Here is a 15,466-nt window from a genome sequence, read left to right as displayed (position 1 = left end):
AGCGCGTTGCATCAATGGCGCGACCTTGATGCCCCTCCCTTTATTTAGCCAATACATCGCGCCGGTCCAGGGGCGGCGGCCCCTGGCGGGGGTGGTATGGAGGGGGCGGAGCCCCATCCACGGCGCAACACCCCAATACTCCGCAGCCTCTACCTGTCGCGTCGCGGCACGCCGTCCCGGCTGGCGCGGACTTCCTCGACCGTCTGGCGCCAGGTGGCGAGGCGTTCCGGCCCGGCCGGGTGGCTGTCCAGCAGGGACGTCGTGCCCCGGCCGGACAGATGGCTCAGCTTGGCCCAGATGGTGCCGGCCCGGGCCAGGTCGAAGCCGGCGCGCGCCATGATATAGGCGCCGAGGTAGTCGGCCTCCCGCTCATCCGCCTTGGAGAAGGACAGGCGGCCCGCTTGCGCCCCGGCCTGGGCGCCGATTCGTTCAAGGCCGATATCGATGCCCAGCGCCTCGGTCGCGATCGCGCCGGCGGCGGCACCTGCGAGTGCGCCGACCTGGGTGCGCCAGCTGCCCTCGGAAATGTGTTCGGCGATGTGGTGGGCGAATTCATGCGCGACGACGGCGGCCAACTCGTCCTCGTTTTCGAGCAGCCGCATCATGCCCGTGGTGACGACCACCTGGTTGCGGCCGGTGGCGAAGGCATTGGCCTGGGGCTGATCGGCCAGGTCCACGACGAAGGCGCAGCCGCGCCGCAGCTCGGCCTGGCAGAAGGGTTGCGCCGCCTGCGTCAGCCGCCCCGCCACGCGTTGCAGCATCGCGCGTTCGGCCGGCAGGCCACGCCCAATCGGGCGCGGCGCTTGGCTTTGCGCGATTTCGCGTCGTGCCGCGTCGATCGCGGCACGGTCGGGCACGGGCGGCGTCAGCGGGTCGTCGCAACCCGCCAGCAGCATCGCCGCCGCCGCGATGGCGGCCCTCGCCCATCCACTCCGCATGTTCAGCACCGATCCCGCCAAGGCGGTGCGGCGCATAGCACCTGGCTTGCGTGAATCGTAGGGGAGGATTCATCGCCGCGGCGGCGAATGGGCATCGCGGCGGCTTGCCGCTCACGAAAACGCATGCTCCGCTCACGAAGGCGTTCTTCACGCTTCGGCGCTCGTCGCGCTATGTTCCGGGAATGTGGCGGTATGAGCCAGGGGTTGGGGGACGTCTTTGCCGGAAGACCTGAGTCTGTCGGATACCAACCGGCTGTTGAGCATCACCTCTCCGCTTGGCGCCAACGCGCTGACGTTGCGGCGCTTGGTGGTCCGTGAGGCGATAGCGCGCCCCTTCACGATGGAAGCGGAGGTGATCTCCTCCGAACTCAACCTCTTGCCCTCGGCCCTGTTGGGCAAAACCATCACGTGCACGATCAAGGCCGCATCGACGACGGTCGCCGATGCCACCCGCAGCTTCAATGGTGTCGTGCGCGGGTTTTCGCGGATCGGTGCCTATGGCCGTGGCTTGGCGGCCTACCGGCTCGAAGCCGTGCCGCTGATGTGGCACATGTCGCGCACGGCCGATTGCCGGATCTTCCAGTCCAAATCGGTCAAGGACATCGTCACGCTGCTGCTGGGCGATGGCTCGGTCGCGCCGGTGAAATGGGGCTCCTCGGTGCCCACCGGCACGCGGGTCTATTGCGTGCAGTATAACGAAACCGACCTCGACTTTACCCAGCGGCTGCTGGAGGAAGTGGGCTGCGGCTACTACTTCGAACATTCGACCTCGGCGCATACCCTCGTCGTCTGCGGCGCCAATGCCGATTATCCGCTGGTGCCCGGCGACCCGCAGGTGGTGCGGTCCGACGCGGATGCCTTTGGCGCCCTGGCGAACTGGCGCCCGGTCTCGGCGCTGCAACCGGGCAAGGTCGTGTCGCTCGACTTCGACCAGGTGACGCCCTCTGCCCTGCTGACCAAGCAGACGGCGACGGTGCTGACCACGCCGGGCGTGTCTGCCTGGGAAGTGTTCCGCTGGCCGGGGGGACAGACGGTCCGCCCCGATGCCGATCCCTCCAAGCTCGGTATGGAAGGCTTCGAATCCAGCGCCGACATGATTTCCGCCTCGGGCAACGACCCGCGCGTCTTCGCCGGCGGGCGGCTGAAGGTGCTAGCCGGGCTGGATGCGACCAGTCCCGAGACCTGGCTGATCACCGAGACGGTGCACGAAGCCTTCGACGAGACGCATCTGTCGGGTGGCGGGACCTCCAACTACCGCAACGGGCTGACCCTGATGCCGGCCGATCGGCCCTGGCGGCCGGTCATGTCCCGGCCCCGGCCGGCGATCCCGGGCATCCACAGCGCCATCGTGACCGGCCCGTCGGGGGAGGAGATCCACACCGACCAGTACGGCCGCATCAAGGTGCATTTCCACTGGGACCGCAAAGGCATCCCCGAAAGCGGCACGCCGGACGACACCTGCTCCTGCTGGGTGCGGGTCGCGCAAAGCTTCGCCGGCAAGTGGGGCGGCACCTGGACCTTGCCGCGCGTGGGCGATGAGGTGCTGATCGGCTTCATGGACGGCGATCCCGACCGGCCCATCGCCATCGGCAGCGTCTATAACGCCGACAACATGCCGATCTATGCCTTGCCGGCCAACAAGACCCAGTCGGGCATCAAGACCAAGTCCAGCAAGCAGGGCGGCGCCGACAATTTCAACGAGGTCCGTTTCGAGGACAAAAAAGGCTCGGAACACATCAATATCCAGGCCGAAAAGGATATGATGATTCTTGTCAAGAACGACAAGACCGAACACGTCAAGCACGACCGCATCGAAACCATCGACCACGACCACACCGAGACGATCAAGAACAACAAGACCGAAACGGTGAAGGTGGACCGCACTGAGACGGTCGAGGGCAAGCATACCGAGACGGTGACCGGCGATTATACGGTGACGGTCAAGACCGGAAACCAGGCGAATACCGTCGAAACCGGCAATCAAACGAATACCATCAAAAAAGGGAACATGACCACCGAAGTCAGCATGGGCAACCAGACGACGACGGTGAAGATGGGCAATATCACGCACAAGGCCTCGCTCGGCGCGATCGAGGTCGAGGCGATGCAGTCCATCACCCTGAAATGCGGGCCCAGCAAGATCGTCATCGACCCAAGCGGGGTGACGATCGAAGGGCCGATGATCCAGGTGAAGGGCTCGGCCATGGTGAAGGTTGAGGGCGCCATCATCATGGAGGAATCGAAGGGCCCGATGATGCTCAAAGGGGCCATAGTGCTGATTAACTCCTCATGACGAAACCACCCGTGAAGCTGTCCGTGCCGCTCGAACCGCTCCTGCCTCGGCTGGAACTGGACGATGACGGCCTAGCCATCCTTGCCGGCGCGCAGGATGCCGTCACCGGGATCGACCGGCTGGTGGCGGCCGGCCGCCTGTCGGATGCGACACGCCTCGCCGCCCACGCGCTGCCGAAGCGCGAGGCGGTGTGGTGGGCCTGCATGTGCGCGCGCTCGGTGCCGGACCCGAAGCTGAAGCCGCGCGACCTGGAGGCGCTGACCGCCGCCGAACTCTGGGTGCGCAAGCCCGAGGAACCGACCCGGCGCGCCGCGATGGTCACGGCCGAAAAGACAGGCTTCGGTTCGCCCGAAGCCTGGGCGGCCGTCGGCGCCTTCTGGTCCGGCGGCAGCATGTCGCCGGAGGGCCAGCCCGTGGTGCCGCCGCCGGACCACCTGACCGGTGTCGCCATCAGCGGCGCCATCGTGCTGGCGGCGGTGCGGGTAAAACCGCAACTGGCGGATACGCGCTTCACCAAGTTCCTGATCGCCGCCAAGGACATCGCCGCGGGCGGCGCCGGGCGGCTGCAGGTCGAGGAGGCCTGATCCATGCCCCCAGCATCCCGCATCAGCGACATGCACGTCTGTCCGATGGTGACGCCGGGTGTGCCGCCGATCCCGCACATCGGCGGCCCCATCATCACGGGGGCGCCGACGGTGATCACCGGGTATCTGCCGCAGGCACGGGTCAGCGATCAATGCGTTTGCGTGGGCCCACCCGATGTCATCGTCAAAGGCAGCATGACCGTCCTGGTCACCTACCTGCCGGCCGCGCGGATCGGCGACATGACGGCGCATGGCGGCAACATCATCCTCGGTTTCCCGACGGTGATCATTGGCGGCTGATGCCGCGCGGTTGAGGTTGACGTCGCCGCGCCCCTGACGGCCCACTAGCGATGGTCGCGCAACATTGCTGCGCGCCCGGGCGGTCGTCCGGGCGGATGTGAGCGGATCGGATTTTTCGGGGAACCGTCCATGGTGCTGGTGCTGTCCGTCCTGCGCTGTCCAGACCAGGCGGTGCCTGAACAGCGACGCGTGCCGGGCGGCGAATACGTCATGGGCCGGGGCGCGGAATGCGACTGGCCGCTGATGGACCCCGACCGCGTGCTGTCCAAGCGCCATTGCGCCGTCGAGTATTTCTCCGGCGGGTGGCAGGTGCGCGACCTGTCCACCAACGGCACCTTCGTCAACAGCAGCGGCGATCCGGTCGGGCGCGACCAGACACGGGCGCTGCGCGACGGCGACCGGTTGCGGCTGGGATCGTATGAAATCGAGTGCCGGGTCGAGGAAGAGGCCGCCTGGGGCGCCGGCCAATGGCAATCCGCGTCCGCGACACCGGACCCGATGGGGGCGCATGCGGCGCCTTCGGACGACATCTTCTCGGCCCCGCTGCCGGGCCTGTCGCCGGCAGGCGGGCCGCAGGGCGGCGGGGCGCCCTTGCTGCCATCCGACTTCGATCCGCTGGGCGACGAGGATCTCGCCCCCAGCATGCCGGACCATCGCCCGAGCACCAACGACGTCTTCACCCCGCCGCGCGCCATGATGCCGGACCTGCTGCCGGATGACTGGAACGCCCCGACGCCGCAGGCGGCGCCCACCCGCCCGGTGGCCGATCCCTTTGCCGGTCTGCCCGATCCCTTCGCCGATCTGCCGCCCGCCGGGCGCGCGCCGCCGCCCGCCGCGCCCGATCCCTTCCTGGCCGATCCCTTCGCGGCGCCATCGCCGCCGCGTGGCGGCGGGCTGCCCGACCCCTTCGCCGACCTCCAGGCCCCGAAGGCGCCGGCGGCCCCGCCCTTACCGGATCCCTTCGCCGACATGGCCCCGCCCGCGGCACCCGTCGCGCGGCCGCCTGCGCCGGTCGCGCCGCCACCGGGCGATCCTTTCGCCGATCTGACGCCGCCACCGGCGCCGCGTGCCGATCCATTTGCCGAACCGGGCGACCCCTTCGGCGCCATGGCGGCACCGCGGGCGCCGGCACCGCCGGTCGCCGATCCCTTTGCCGAGGCAGGCGACCGACCGCCCGTCGCGCCGCCGCCTCCGCCGGTCATGGCGGCCGTGCCGGCGGCGGCCGGTTCGCTCGACCAGGCGCTGGCACTGCTGTTGAACGCCGCCGGCCTACCGCCGCCCCCGCCCGGCACCGATGCCGGCGCGGCGCTGACGGCGGCGGGCGTCGCGCTGCGGGCCTCGGTCGGCGGCCTGCGTGCGCTGCTGATCGCGCGGGCCGATGTGAAGCGCGAATTCCGCATCGAACAGACCATGCTGCGCGCCGCCGGGAACAATCCGGTGAAATTCGCCGCGACCGATGAGATGGCGGTGCAGGCGCTGCTCGGCCCACGCGGCAACGGGCCGGCGGCGGTTCAGGAAACTGTGGACGACCTGACCGCCCACCAGGTCGCGACCGTCGCCGCGACCCAGGCCGCCGCCCGCGCGCTGCTCGCGAAACTGGCACCCGCTGGGTTGGAGACGGATGTGCAAGGCGGCGGCATCATGCCCGGCGCGCGCGAAAAGCGCCTGTGGGAGGCCTATCGCAAGCTTCACCAACAGGTGACAGATCAATTCGAGGATGACTTCGACAGCGCCTTCGGCAAGGCTTTCGCACGCGCCTATGAAGACGCGTCGCGGGCGGGCAAGGGGTGATGACGGCCTGATGTGCTGCGGGGCATCGGCGACAACAACGGGGCATCGGCCATGGGCGCCGATGCAGGGGAACGGCACGCAGCATGGCTTGGCACGATAAGGTCGTCTGGCAGGAGGGCATGTTCCTCCGCGCACAGCACTTTCAGCAGCAGGACCGCTATCTTGAGCACCTGCTCCAGGCACGGGCCGCACCCTTGCGCGCGCATCCCTGGGGCATCACCGAATTCGCGCTGGATCGCGACCTGCTGGCCGCGGGGAAATTCGCGATCTCCAACGTCGCGGGCGTGCTGGAGGACGGCACCCCCTTCGCCATCCCCGGCACCGCCGACCAACCCGCGCCGCTCGACCTGGCCGAGGGCACGCGCAACCAGGTGGTCTACCTGGCCCTGCCGGTGCGCCAGCCCGGCAGCCCGGAAGTGACCGCGACCGATGGGGCGGAGGCGGCCGCCGCGCGCTACCACCTGCGCCCCTTCGAAGCCTACGACACCCATTCGGACGCGACCCTGCCGGCCGAACTCGGCGTCGGCCGCCCCCGCCTGCGCTTCATGCTGGAAAGCGAGGAGCGCGCCGGCTTCTCCTGCCTCGGCCTCGCCCGCATCGTGGAGGTGCAGGCCGATCGCCGCGTCATGATCGACGACCGCTTCATGCCGCCCTGCCTGCGGATTTCGGCGGTGCCGCCGCTGGCCAATATCGTGGCCGAACTCGTCGGCATGCTGGGCCAGCGGGCCGAGGCCCTGGGCGCGCGGCTGTCCCAGCCCGGCGCACGCGGCGTGGCGGAGGTCGCGGACTTCCTACTGCTGCAAACCGTCAACCGCTGCCTGCCGCTGCTGGCGCATTACGCCGATGCGGGGAATGTGCATCCCGAGACGCTGTTCGCGACCCTGGTGCAGATCGCCGGCGAACTCGCGACCTTTACGTCGCCCGACAAGAAGGCCTCGACCTATCCGGCCTATCGGCACGACGACCTGCAACGCTCCTTTGCCCCGGTGATCGCGGATCTGCGGCGCAGCCTGTCGGCGGTGCTGGAAACCAACGCGGTCGAAATCCCCTTGCAGGAACGCAGCCACGGCGTGCGCGTCGGCCCCATCCTGGACCGCAACCTGCTGCGTGCCGGCCAGTTCGTGATGACGGTGATGGCCGACATGCCGGGCGAACAGGTGCGGCGCCAGTTCCCCAACCAGGTCAAGATCGGCGCGGTCGAACACATCCGCGAACTGGTCAATGTGGCCTTGCCCGGCATCGTCGTCCGGCCGCTGCCGGTGGCACCACGACAGATTCCGTTCCACGCTGGGGCGGTGTATTTTGAGCTCGATCGCGGCAGCCCGCACTGGCAGCAGATGCAGACCAGCGGCGGCTTCGCGATCCATGTCTCGGGCGATTTCCCGAACCTCCGTCTCAGTCTCTGGGCGATACGCGCATGAGCGACAATCCGTTTGGCGAACCCGAAGATTCTGATCGCACGGTGGTGCGGGGGGCCGGCGGGGCAAAGCCTGCCCAGCCCGCCGGCCCGCCGCCCTTCGGCGGCGGTGCGCCACCCCGCGCGGCAGCGCCGGCCGCACCATCGGGCAGCAGCGCGCCGCGCCTGGCTGGCGAGGCGGAGGCGCTGCCAAAGATCGGCCCCGGGCCGCTCGCGGCTGCCGCGGCGCCCCTGCTCGACCTGCTCGCCCGCCTGGCGAATGCCGGCGTTGCCGCCGCACCCAACCCCGATGAATTGCGCGAACGCGCTCTGCGATCGCTGCGCCAGTTCGAGGCCGATGCCCGCGAGATCGGCGCCACCGCCGAGGAAATCCGCGCGACGCATTACGTCCTCTGCTCGGCGCTCGACGATGTCGTGCTCGCCTCGCCCTGGGGCTCGCAATCCGGCTGGGCGGCAAAATCGCTGGTCTCGACCTTCCACCAGGAAACCCGGTCGGGCGAACGCGTCTTCGACCTGCTGACCGGGATGATGAAGGACCCGGGCCGCTACAAGGGCGCGCTAGAGGTCTCCTACCTCGCGCTTTCCCTCGGCCTGCAGGGCAAGTACCGGCTGATGCCGCGCGGTTCGGCCGAACTCGATCGCACGCGGGAGGGGCTGTACCAACTGCTCGCCCAGTTGCGTGGGCCGTATGAGCGGGATTTGTCGCCGCATTGGAAAGGCGTCGCCGCGCCGCATCGTGGCCAGAGCCGGGCGATCCCCGCCTGGGTCGCCGCCGCCTTCGCCGTCGCGCTCTTGGGTGGCGGCTGGTACTGGCTGTCCGACGGCCTGTCGGCCAATGCCGGCAATCTGTACGAACGCATGTCCGCCCTGCCGCCGGGCGTGCTGCCCGTCATCGACCGCAGCGCGCCGCCGGTGCCGCCCGCACCCCCGCCACCGCCGCCGCCCGAACGCCGTCCGCCCGACGCCGCGCCGAAACTGCGGCAGTTCCTGGCGCCCGAGATCGCGCAGGGGCTGGTCTCCGTCGACGGCGATGCGCAGCGGTTGCTGGTCCGTATTCGCGGGCGGGGGATGTTCCCCTCCGGCTCGGCCACGGTCGATCCGCGCTTCATCGATATCCTTCGCCGCATCGGCGATGGGTTGAAGGACGAGCCTGGCCGCGTCGTCGTGCAGGGCCATTCGGACAACCAGCCGATCCGCACGGTGCGCTTCCCGTCGAACTTCGCGCTCTCCGCCGCCCGTGCGCAGGAAGCCATGGCCGCGATCGTCGCGGCCAATGGCGACCCGACGCGCTTCGCCGCCGAAGGCAAGGCCGACGCCGAACCTCTGGCGAGCAATGCCACCGCGGAGGGCCGGGAAGAAAACCGCCGCATCGAAGTCATTCTGCTGCGTGGGAACCGCTGAGATGCGCGCCTTCTTCTCCATCCCCGCGCTTGGCGCGCTGCTCGGCATCCTGTTGCTGGATGTCGTTGTCTGGCTCTTCGCGCCGCTGCTTGGGGAGGCTTTCGACGCGATCTGGCTGCGCGGCATCCTGGTCGGCATTCCGATCCTGCTCTGGGCCGTCATCGTCTTCCTGATGGGGCGCAAGCGGGAGGGCCGCGATTCCGCCCTGGTCGAAGCCGCCGCCGCACCCGACCCGAAGATCGCCAAGGACGAACACGCAGCGGCCGAGGAAGCCGAGTTGCGCGGCAAGCTGACCGAGGCGCTGGCCAAGTTGAAGGCCGCGACGGGCGGGAAGGGGACCTTCCTCTACGACCTGCCTTGGTATGCGATCATCGGCCCGCCGGGTTCGGGCAAGACCACCGCGCTGATGAACAGCGGGCTGGAATTCCCGCTGGCCGAGGGCCGCGTTGCCGGCGTCGGCGGCACGCGCTTCTGCGATTGGTGGCTGTCCGAACGGGCGGTGATGATCGACACCGCCGGGCGCTACACGACCCAGGACAGCGACGCCGATGCGGACAAGGCCGGCTGGGAACGCTTCCTGGACCTGGTCAAGAAGAACCGCCCGCGCCAGCCGCTGAACGGCGTGCTGGTCGCCTTTGGCGTGGACATGCTGTCGCGGCTGGATGCGACGCAGCGCGAATCGCACGCCCGCAGCGTGCGGCGGCGGATCAAGGAATTGGAAACCCGCCTGGGCCAGCGCCTGCCGGTGTATTTCCTGGTCAGCAAGACCGACCTTCTGCCTGGCTTCACGGAATTCTTCGACGATCTGGACAAGGCCGGCCGCGACCAGGTCTGGGGCTTCACCTTCCCTGTCGCCGCAACGCCCGAGGGCGCGGTGCAGAAATTCGGCGAAGAGTTCAAGGCGCTGGAGGAACGCCTGACCGCGCGCCTGCTGGAACGGCTGCAGGCCGAACGCGGCCCGTCGCAGCGCGCGCTGATCGCCGGCTTCCCGGCGCAGGTCGCCTCGCTGGAAGGGCCTTTGCAGGCCTTTGTGCAGGCGGCCTTTGGCGGGTCGAAACTCGATCCCGCGCCATTCCTGCGCGGGGTGTACTTCACCTCGGGCACGCAGGAAGGCACGCCGCTCGACCGCCTGTCGGGCGCGCTGTCGCGCGCCTTCGGCCTGGACCCCAAGCGCCCCGCGGCGGTGATGGGCCAGAAGGGGCGGGCCTATTTCCTTGGGCGCTTGCTCAAGGATGTCGTGTTCAACGAAGCCCGGCTGGCCGCGAACGACCGTGGCTTGGAATCCCGCCGCCGCATGGTGCAACTCGGCGCCTGGGCCGCCGCGATCCTGCTGCTGGTCGGCGGCGGCGCCTGGGGGTTCATGGCGCTCGAAACCGAGGCCACGCGCGAACGGCGCCTGACCGTCGCCGTCACCGCCGCCGAAGCGGCGGCGACCAATGCCGAACCGCTGGAACGGGTGCCTTCGCCCGACCTGACCCGCGTGCTCGGCTATCTGGAGGCCACCCGCGCCCTGCCGGAAGCGGCCAAGGGCGATGGCCCGGCTTTTGGCTTGAGCCAGGAGGAGATGCTCTCCGCCGGTGCCGATTCCGCCTATCGCCGTGCTCTGGACCGCGTGCTGCTGCCCCGCCTGCTGGCGCGGGTCGAGGCGCAGATCCGCCAGGGCATCCAGCGCCCCGACTTCCTGTATGAGGCGGTGCGCGTCTACCTGATGCTCGGCAAGCAGGGGCCGATGGACCGGACCCTGGTGAAGGAATGGTTCGGGCTCGACTGGCAGGCCGAATTCCCCGGCGCCGTGAACCAGCCTGGCCGCGATGCGCTGGGCCGGCATCTGGACGCGCTGCTGGCCGGGCAACTCGCCGCCTATCCGCTGGATGGCGCGCTGGTCGATCAGGCGCGGCGCGTCTTCTCCCGCCTGCCGATGGCGCAGCGCGTCTACACCCGCCTGCGTCCACTGGCGGAAAACATCCCGGCCTGGACGCCGGCACAGCCCCTGGGCGCCGCCGGCCAGCGCTATTTCACCCGCAGCAGCGGCCGCCCGCTGACCGAGGGCGTGCCGGGTCTGTTCACGGTGGAGGGCCTGTACCGCGCCGTGCTGCCGCGCCTGCCGCAGGCAGCGCTTGAGGCCGCCAGCGAATCCTGGGTCCTGGGGCCGGAGGCGGCGGTCGCCGGCGCCGGCAACCCGGGGCGGTTGGAGGCCGATGTACTGGCGCTCTACGCCGCCGACTACGTCCGCGCCTGGGAAGCCATGCTGGGCGACATCGTGCTGCCGCCCTTCGCCAGCCTGAACGCGGCGGCCGAGGGGCTGAACCTGCTGGGTGCGCCGAACAGCCCGATGAAGGATCTGTTGCGCTCCATCGCGCGCCAACTGGCGCCCGGCACGGCACCGGAACCCCCCGGTGGCGCGGCCGGCGCCGCCCTGGCGGGGGCCGCGGCGCAGGCGGCGCAGGCCGCGACGGCGGCGGCCAGCCGGGTCGCGGCGGCGGTGGGCGCCAACCTCGGCGGCAGCGGCGCCAAGCCGGTCGCCGATGTGGTGGAACCGCGTTTCCGCGAATTGCGCGAAGCGGCGGGCGCACCCCTCGACGGCGTGCTGGCCATCCTGAACGACCTCTATGTGCAGGTCGCGCGCCTGGCCAACTCGCCCCCCGGCACCGCCTTGCCGCCGACCCAGGGCCTGGACCCCGGCCAGCGGCTGTTGTCGGAGGCACAGCGCCAGCCGCAGCCGCTGCAAGGCTGGATGACGGCCCTGGCGCAATCGACGGGCCAGGCCCGCGCCGGCGGTGCGCAGGCCGCCATCGCCGCCGCCGGCGGGCAGCAACTGGCGCCGCTGTGCCGCGGCATGGAAACGCGCTTCCCCTTCCGCCGGGCCAATGCCGCGCCGGATATGCCGATGGATGACTTCATCCGGCTCTTCGCGCCGGGCGGGCTGTTCGACACTTTCTTCACGGCGAATATCCGCAACTATGCCGATACGACGCAGCGCCCCTGGCGCCCGGTCGCGGCCGATGGTCTGCCGCCGCCGATCAGCCCGGCCGACCTGGTGCAGTTCCAGCGCGCCGCGGCGATCCGCGATGCCTTCTTCCCGACCGGCGGCAACAGCGGCTTCCGCTTCCAACTGGTGCCGCAGGGGCTTTCGGCAGGCACCACGGCGGGGGTGCTGGAAGCCTCCGGCAATCGCGTGGCGCTGACGCCAGGCGGGGGCGGGCGGCCGGTGGATGTCAGCTTCCCGGCCCAAAACCCGGTGACCTTGACCTTCGACCCGGAATCCAGCGCCGGGCCGCTGGCCTATGACGGCGCCTGGGCGACGCTGCGCTTCGTGTTCCTCGGCCGGTTGAATGCGACGGCGCAGCCCGATCGGTTCCGCCTGTCGGTCACGCAGGGCGACAAATCCGCCGACTTCCTGGTGCAGGCATCGAGCAGCGTGAACCCCTTTGGCCTGCGTGAGTTGCTGGAGTTCCGCTGCCCCACCTTGCGGCCGAACTGACCCATGGAGGACGCATCAACAGGCTTGTTCGGCAAGCTGCCGGCCCATGGCGACTTCGTTCGCCGCGGCCTGCCGCGCGGCTTTGTCGCGGCCTGGGATGACTGGCTGTCGGCCGGCATCGCGGCGTCGCGCGGGGCGCTCGGGCAGGCCTGGGATGATGCGTGGGAATCGGCGCCGGCCTGGCGCTTCCGCCTGGCGCCCGGGGCCTGCGGTCCCGATGCGGCGGTGGGGGTGATGGTCACGTCGCAGGACACCGTCGGCCGGCGCTTTCCGCTGACCCTGGCGGCGGTGACGCAGGACGCCTGCGCCCCGCCGGACGACGCATGGTTCGCCGCCATGGAAGACGCCGCGCTGCGCGGCCGCGCGGGGGAGATGGATGCGGACGGGCTGCTGGCCCTGCTGCCCATGGCCCCGCCGCCAGACCCGGATGCGACGCTGGATGGGCGCAGCCTGTTCTGGACAGCGGGCGGCACGCCGATCCGCATGCCGCCGGCGGAGGCGTTCGCGTCGCTGCTCGGCGCGCCCCGGGTGGCGGATGACGAGGCGATCGCACCGGCCTCGGCGGCCGAGGTCGCGGTGCCGGCGGATGACGCCGAAGCATCCCCCTGCGCCACCCCGCCGCGTGAGGACATCGCGCCGGCGGCCGACAGCGAACCCTACCAATGGGCGGAAGCCGTGGACCTGCCTTGGGCCACGCCACCACAGCCCCGCAACCCTGAAGCCGGAGCGGATGCATGAGCGGCGTACTCGGATCCACCGCCTGCTCCCACCCCGGCGCTGTCCGCAAGCGGAACGAGGATAATCTGGTGGACCGGCCGGAGGTCGGCCTCTGGGCCGTCGCCGACGGCGCCGGCGGGCATGGCGCGGGCGATGTCGCCAGCACCGCCATCGCCGAGGCGCTGATCGGCATCCCCCCCGGCCTGTCGGCGGCCGAAATGCTGGCCCAGGTGCGGCTGCGTCTGGATGCGGTCCATGCCGATATGCAATCGCGTGCGGAGGAGCGCGGGACGGGCGGCGTCATCGCCTCCACCGTGGTCGTGCTGTTGGCGCGCGGGGGGCATTACGCCGCACTTTGGGCCGGGGACAGCCGCATCTACGTGCTGCGCGGCGGGGTGCTGCATCGCGTGACGCGCGACCACAGCCTGGTGCAGGAACTGGTCGATAGCGGCGCCTTGACCGAGGAAGAGGCCGAGCGCCACCCGCAGGCCAATATCATCACCCGCGCCATCGGCGCGCAGGGGGCCTTGGCGCTGGACAAGGTGTCGGACCGCATCCAGCCCGGCGACCGCTTCATGCTGTGCAGCGACGGCGTGTTCAAGGAATTGCCGGAAGCGCAACTGGCCGGGATGATGCTGGCCGGGGCCGGGGCGGATCAACTGGTCAGCGCCGCCGTCGCCGCCGGCGCGCGGGACAATGTGACGGTGGTGGTGGTGAACGCGTAGGGCGCGACGGAACCCGCCGCGCCCCGCCCGCCTCAATCCGCCGTGGCGCCGGAGGCCCGGACGATCGGCACCCACAGCGCGATCTCGTCCTTCACATACTGGGCAAAGCGCTCCGGCGTGTAGCCGCGCATGGTCGGCGTTCCCATGGCTTCCAGCCGCGCCGAGATGGCGGGATCGGCCAGGGCCTCGTCGATCGCGCTGGCCATGCGGGTGGTGATCGGCGCCGGCAGGTTGGCGGGACCAAAAACGCCATACCAGGAATAGGATTTGTAGCCCGGCAGCCCGACCTCGGCCGCGGTCGGCACATCGGGCATCAGGCTCGACCGCTCATCCGTCGCGACGAACAGCGTCCGCGCCTGGCCATCCGTGTGATAGGGCAGCATCAGGCTGGGGATGTCGCTGTTGAACTGGATCTCCCCGGCGATCAGGGCCGTATAGACCTGCCCCGGGGCGCGGTAGGGCACATGGACCGCCTCGGTGCCCGTCTGGGTCAGGAAGGCGGCCGACGCGATATGGCCCGATGTGCCGACCCCGGCGCTGCCGTAGGAATAGCGGCCGGGGTTGGCGCGGAGCGCGGCGATCCATTCCTCGGTCGTGCGGGCGGTCAGGCCGCGCGTCGTGATGCTGTGGCAGATCGGGATGAAGTTCGTCGGCGCGATGGCCGTCAGGTCGCGCACCGGATCATAGGGCAGGTTGCGATACAGCCCGACCGCGAGACCGGTCGAGGACAGCGTCGCAAACACGAAGGTCGCGCCATCGGGCGGCAGCTTGGCGACGTAATCCGTGCCCACCGTGCTGCCGCCGCCGGGGCGGTTTTCCACGACCACGCTGACACCCAGAATCTGCGCCAGCTTCGGCGCCAGCAGCCGCATGGTGATGTCGGTGCCGCCGCCGGTGCCGAAGGGCACGATCATGCGGATCGGCCGGTCGGGCCACCGGGTGCCCTGCGCCCGGACGATGGACGGCGCCATCAATGTCAGCGCGAGCGCCGCGCGGCGTGTGGTGGTGGTCATGGGCTGCTCCTGTTCATGATCAGAACGATCCCCCATTGACCGGCAGCATCTGGCCCGAGACGAAGCCGGCGAGGTCGGAGGCGAAAAACAACGTCGCATCGGCGATGTCCTGCGGGGCACCCAGGCGACCCAGCGCGATGCCCGACAGGGTGGCGGCACGGCGGTCGTCCGACTGCCCATCCCAGCCCTGCTGCTTCTCGGCATCGGTCAGCACCAGGCCCGGCGCCACGGAGTTCACCGTAATCCCGAAAGGGCCGAATTCCATCGCCAATTGCCGGGTCAGGCCCAGCACCGCGTGCTTGGCACTGCAATAGGCCTGGATGCGCGTGCGCGACGGGCGGAAGGCGGCGCCCGAGCTGATGTTGATGATCCGCCCGGTGCCCGCCCGCTTCATCGCCGGTGCCGCGGCACGCGTGACGGCGAAGGTCGCATCGACGTTCAGGGCAAAAATGCCGTCCCAATCCTCGTCCGATACATCCTCGATCGGCTGGCCGTGCTGCCCGCGCATCCCGCCGGCATTGTTCACCAGGATCCCGATCGGACCGCCGGCCTCCCGTTCGACCCCCACCACCCAGTCGCGCGCGGCGGCGCGGTCGGTCAGGTCGAAGGCCGCGGTCGCGATCGCGGTGCCCGCGGCGGTTTCGGCCAGCCCGCCCGCGTCGATGTCGCAGGCCCAGACGCGACCCCCGCGGCTAGCGAAGGCGCGCGCGATGGCGCGCCCAAAACCCATCGCGGCGCCGGTGACGGCGATGGTACGGCCAGTGAAGTCGAGGGGATCATGCATCGTGCCGTCATGATCCCATCCG

The 15,466-nt window shown here is 70.1% G+C and carries 12 protein-coding genes; 9 read left to right on the top strand and 3 right to left on the bottom strand.

The window, feature by feature from the left end; all coding sequences use genetic code 11:
* Positions 1-149: 149 nt before the first annotated feature.
* Complete coding sequence (locus tag ACQW02_RS14515; protein WP_431280626.1) at positions 150-974, bottom strand: M48 family metalloprotease; 825 nt, start codon at positions 972-974, stop codon at positions 150-152.
* Positions 975-1,155: 181 nt separating this feature from the next.
* Here ACQW02_RS14515 and ACQW02_RS14510 point away from each other — a divergent pair, with 181 nt between their 5' ends.
* From ACQW02_RS14510 to ACQW02_RS14470, 9 genes are all read left to right on the top strand, one after another.
* Complete coding sequence (locus ACQW02_RS14510; RefSeq protein ID WP_431280625.1) at positions 1,156-3,231, top strand: type VI secretion system Vgr family protein; 2,076 nt, start codon at positions 1,156-1,158, stop codon at positions 3,229-3,231.
* On the top strand, positions 3,228-3,815 hold the full coding sequence (locus ACQW02_RS14505) for a DUF6931 family protein (RefSeq protein WP_431280624.1): 588 nt from the start codon (positions 3,228-3,230) through the stop codon (positions 3,813-3,815). The genes ACQW02_RS14510 and ACQW02_RS14505 overlap by 4 nt, the downstream gene beginning before the upstream one ends.
* Positions 3,816-3,818: 3 nt before the next feature.
* Positions 3,819-4,115, top strand: a complete 297-nt coding sequence (locus tag ACQW02_RS14500; RefSeq protein WP_431280623.1) for a PAAR domain-containing protein — start codon at positions 3,819-3,821, stop codon at positions 4,113-4,115.
* Between the two features lie 129 nt (positions 4,116-4,244).
* A complete protein-coding gene (gene tagH, locus ACQW02_RS14495; protein WP_431280622.1) occupies positions 4,245-5,906 on the top strand; it encodes a type VI secretion system-associated FHA domain protein TagH in 1,662 nt (553 codons plus the stop codon).
* 83 nt (positions 5,907-5,989) lie between these two features.
* Positions 5,990-7,327 (top strand): type VI secretion system baseplate subunit TssK, encoded by a 1,338-nt coding sequence (tssK, locus tag ACQW02_RS14490; protein ID WP_431280621.1) that lies wholly within the window; start codon positions 5,990-5,992, stop codon positions 7,325-7,327.
* Positions 7,324-8,724 carry a type VI secretion system protein TssL, long form gene (tssL, locus tag ACQW02_RS14485; RefSeq protein WP_431280620.1) on the top strand — a complete coding sequence of 467 codons (1,401 nt, stop codon included), beginning with the start codon at positions 7,324-7,326 and terminating at the stop codon, positions 8,722-8,724. The genes tssK and tssL overlap by 4 nt, the downstream gene beginning before the upstream one ends.
* A 1-nt stretch (position 8,725) precedes the next feature.
* On the top strand, positions 8,726-12,205 hold the full coding sequence (gene tssM, locus ACQW02_RS14480; protein ID WP_431280619.1) for a type VI secretion system membrane subunit TssM: 3,480 nt from the start codon (positions 8,726-8,728) through the stop codon (positions 12,203-12,205).
* 3 nt (positions 12,206-12,208) lie between these two features.
* A complete protein-coding gene (gene tagF / locus ACQW02_RS14475; RefSeq protein WP_431280618.1) occupies positions 12,209-12,943 on the top strand; it encodes a type VI secretion system-associated protein TagF in 735 nt (244 codons plus the stop codon).
* Complete coding sequence (locus ACQW02_RS14470) at positions 12,940-13,647, top strand: PP2C family protein-serine/threonine phosphatase (protein WP_431280617.1); 708 nt, start codon at positions 12,940-12,942, stop codon at positions 13,645-13,647. Before tagF ends, ACQW02_RS14470 begins: the two co-directional genes overlap by 4 nt.
* Positions 13,648-13,679: 32 nt before the next feature.
* Here ACQW02_RS14470 and ACQW02_RS14465 read toward each other — a convergent pair whose 3' ends face one another.
* On the bottom strand, positions 13,680-14,660 hold the full coding sequence (locus ACQW02_RS14465) for a Bug family tripartite tricarboxylate transporter substrate binding protein (RefSeq protein ID WP_431280616.1): 981 nt from the start codon (positions 14,658-14,660) through the stop codon (positions 13,680-13,682).
* Between the two features lie 19 nt (positions 14,661-14,679).
* Positions 14,680-15,444, bottom strand: a complete 765-nt coding sequence (locus ACQW02_RS14460) for an SDR family NAD(P)-dependent oxidoreductase (protein ID WP_431280615.1) — start codon at positions 15,442-15,444, stop codon at positions 14,680-14,682.
* Positions 15,445-15,466 lie beyond the last annotated feature (22 nt).

Source organism: Humitalea sp. 24SJ18S-53 (assembly GCF_050632385.1).
Classification (GTDB): Bacteria; Pseudomonadota; Alphaproteobacteria; order Acetobacterales; family Acetobacteraceae; genus Humitalea.
The sequence above is the reverse complement of the archived record's forward strand: the minus strand, read 5'-3'. Positions and strand labels throughout refer to the sequence as shown.